Origin of the sequence: Acetobacter suratthaniensis (genome assembly GCF_017377745.1) — a bacterium.
Lineage (GTDB): Bacteria > Pseudomonadota > Alphaproteobacteria > Acetobacterales > Acetobacteraceae > Acetobacter > Acetobacter suratthaniensis.
On the sequence record NZ_JAFVMG010000040.1, the window covers coordinates 1 to 3,674 of the forward strand.

The 3,674-nt window shown below is 51.7% G+C and carries 2 protein-coding genes; both read right to left on the minus strand.

Features of this window, described 5'->3' with window-relative positions; genetic code table 11:
- Positions 1–114: 114 nt before the first annotated feature.
- Positions 115–1,758 (minus strand): GTPase, encoded by a 1,644-nt coding sequence (locus J2D75_RS14130; RefSeq protein WP_207855423.1) that lies wholly within the window; start codon positions 1,756–1,758, stop codon positions 115–117.
- Positions 1,745–3,550, minus strand: coding sequence for a dynamin family protein (locus J2D75_RS14135; RefSeq protein ID WP_207855424.1), 1,806 nt, complete (start codon positions 3,548–3,550; stop codon positions 1,745–1,747). The genes J2D75_RS14130 and J2D75_RS14135 overlap by 14 nt, the downstream gene beginning before the upstream one ends.
- Positions 3,551–3,674 lie beyond the last annotated feature (124 nt).

The window sequence follows — 3,674 nt, forward strand, 5'->3', positions numbered from 1 at the left end:
GATACCCTGAAGGGACGAGGGTTCTTACTTCTGTGCCGTACCGACGCATCGTCTCCACAGGCAGAAAGATGTTGCTGCTGCTCACTTCAAAATAACTGCCGATGCACTATCTTCTCAAGGGCACAACCTCTGGAGTTCGATTTGCCCGCATGACAGGATAGTCCGGTCTTCGGCCAAGCTCTGGTTCTGATTAAGAATCTCAGCTTTGCTATTTTTCAGGTGGTCATCCAGGTCAGAGAATGTCTCAGATATATATTCGCCAACCATTTCCATTGCGGCATCCTTGAAGGATGAAAGATACCCATCGGCAGCATCCTGGATCGCTACCATCCTGCGTTCTTTCTCTCTTCTCTGGGCGTAATCTTGTTGGATCGCGCGACCGGCGGAGTATAGAGCCGACCCTATTGCAATAGCAGGTCCAACGGCTTTACCAATTTTTTCGGCAGCAACGGCGATCTTCTTCTTGCCCACACCTTTGAACAGAGATTTCAGAATAGTGCTATCTGAGGTCTTCGAAAGGCCTTTTCCAAAGGTTAGAACGTTCTCGGCTACCCCAGACATATCCTGGGCACTGATTGTCAGGATCTGTTGGCCAAGACTTCTCGACATTTCGGCTAGCTCTTGAGCTAGAACACTCGGGGTTGCATCATGCTTTATATCCATCTCAATGCGTCCAGACTGAGTGTCTTTCTTCGTGTAACTCTCGGATGGCATATAGTTGTGGTTTAGCTCGCGGAAGACCTCTTCCGTTTCCCGCACCAGAAATGTCAGGATTTTCCCATTCATTTGCTCTGTGACTTCTTCAATCTCAGAGTAGGGATAATCTGGATTGTCAGCTTTCGCACGGCAAAATGCGACAACGCGTTTTTGTTTCTCTAGGACCACCGTATCAATGGTCGAAGTTGCTGAGGTGCGGATCCGCTCCTTGCCCTTGCGCGCGCCTTGCTCCAGTTCCTCGACTTTCCGACTCTCGACAGTTCCCGCCTGCTTCTCGAGTGCCGTGCTGGCAGCATCAATGATATCTTGGACATCTTTGGCTGCGCTGCGGCACACAGTCGCGAAATCACAGGTTTCAAGGAACGCGTACAGACGGTTTTCAAGCTGTTCCAGTCCACTTCTCCGGATCAGCAGGTTCTTGCCCTCGACACGACCTTTCAGTGCTGTCCGGGCATTTATGACGCACACAGGGACATGCTCGAGCACGTTCTCGAGGCCTGCCTTTTCAGCGGCCATCTGCATGTGTTCCCTGGCACTATTAACCACTGTCAGGTAGTCTGTTCCTTCAGGATCCAGCCCGAGCTTGTCATTGATGACGAGCATCACTCGCCGGTTCCTGGCGACAATCTCCATCATTGCTTCCCAGGTAGCGTTTTCTGCTGCGGTTCCGCCTGCGGCCACCACGAAGAGGACAACGTCGCTCTGATTCAGGGATTCTTCAGTGACTTTTTCATGTTCGATCGGGGCATCGATACCCGGTGTGTCGAGGAGTGAGTAGCCTTTCCAGTCATAACCTTTGACTTCTGCCGTTTCCGGACGATCTGCCATCGAAGCCTTTTCGGCCCCCATCAGAGCGTTCAAAAGGGTGCTTTTACCCGCATTGTAAACCCCATAAACCATGATCCGCGGGCGATCGGATTGGGCTTTAAGCTTCAGATTGGCTTCCAGGTCTTCAACCTTTTCAGGGCCGAGCCAGCGGCTGACAATTGGACTCACCTTGTCAAACGCGGTGAGGATGTCGTTGAAATCAGGAATTCCCATTTGCCAGTTCCTCTTCAATACGCTTGGCACTCTGGTTCACGCTGGCGGCAATGCTGCGGGCCTCTTCGTTGAAAAAAGACAGTGATGTCTGGTTTCCTTCCTGAACCCACTGTTCTAACAATGCTTGTAACTGCTTCCGGCTTTCTCTGGACCAATCCTCAATCACTGCATATGCACTGTTGAACACCTCTCCGGTGTTAAGGCCATGGCTGACTTTGACTTCTTTCTCGCCGTCCAGAAGCGAACCAGCCATCTTCCCCACAAAGCCGCCTACCGGGGCAGTGATCAGCGATAGCCACCCCGCTCCTGCGATACCACCAATGGCCGTACCGGCTGCGGCGGCGATATTGCTGCCCAGTTCACTCTTATGCATTCTGGTTTCCGTAATTTCCCGATAACGAGGAATTCTGTCAGGCTTTTTGAGTTTCACACGGAAAGCCTGCATCTCCTGATCGCGTCCGAATTGACCCAAGAGGTTTTTGCCGCGCTCCTTGAGCAAAGCAAGGAACGCGGCTTGTAACTCATTCTTCAGAGCCAGATTCAACTGATCCTTCGAGTTCTTGATCACCAAGCTGTTGGTCACATCGCGAAGCGATTTCTTTATGTCTGTTTCAAAAGCCCCACACTCTACTCGGACCTCAGCTTCCTTCTGTAAAATGGCTTTTTCGAATTTGCTGCCGGGTGCTTCATAGGCTTTCAGGTCCTCACTCAATTTGAGAAGGGACGTCCTGAGATCGGCTAGAGCCACCCTGGATCTGCAATCCAGCTTCTGGGTTCTGAATCTCTCCACGAGAGCAGAAAAGAAAGCCTCCATCCCGCTGCCTGTCCATCGCTCCTGGACGGGACAGGCTCCTTCAAAGGCAAAGCGTGCTGAGAGCGAAAGTACCGAGAAATCTGCATCTTTCAGCCCGGCCGCATCAACTGCCTTTTGAACGAGATCTCTTACTCTCTCCTGTTGCTCAACCTGCACCGAGGGAGCTTTCATAATTGTCGCCTGAATGAGCTCGCCATCCGGGCCTTCGTCTTCTTCAATGATGTCTGAGGCAGTTATGACTATGAGGAGCGGCTTCCCACGCCCGAGCAGGTTCACGATTTCTTCGATATCAGATCTGCGTTCTGGGCTGCTCGAAGCCAGAGTGTAGATGACCAGGTCCGCGGCATCGACGTATTGAGATGCCAGCCTGCCGTTTTCACTGTTGACGGAGTGGATGCCTGGGGTATCGACCCATGTGAAGCCAGGGAAAGAAAAATACTGGATCGAGGACGTCGTCTCACCAACGCCAATCCCAAAACTTTGTTGCCGGTCCATCTTTTCCGAGGACATGGCCTCGTTGAGCGACCCACCAGCCGCATAGAAAAATGCTGGCTTGGGATCGGCTTGCTTCACATTTTCTGCCTGAGGTGTGGGCACACCATAGGCTACGAAGTTGCCGAGCGATGATTTGCCAGCTTTCACCTTGCCGAACACGCAGACCATACGCCCCTGGCCACATTTTCTAGCGAATTCATACCGCTTGCCAAGTGACGCCAAGTCTGCGGTCAGTCTGATTGTAGTACCCCCGATCGAAGTGCTCCAGTGTTGCCTGGCCTCCCGCAGCGGATGGACGGGAGGAAGTTTCGCTCCCTCTTCGTTCACCAGTTCAACGGCTTCATACAACGTAGAACTGATGGCATTCAGAGAGGAGAAGCGCGCCTCTAACCCGGAACCGTTCTCAACCCTGACCATCTTGTCGACGACATCAAGAAAATGGCGCCGGTCTTTCACCAAGACTTTTTGAGAAGTTGCATCCATTTTCCGAGCCAAATTAAATAAGAATTCATCCAGCTATAAAAGTTTGTTACAATTGGTTCAAGGCCCTTCTATTTTCGGATTGATTGCAACTTCCTTAGCTGAAAATATGCCATTTTCAGCGAGG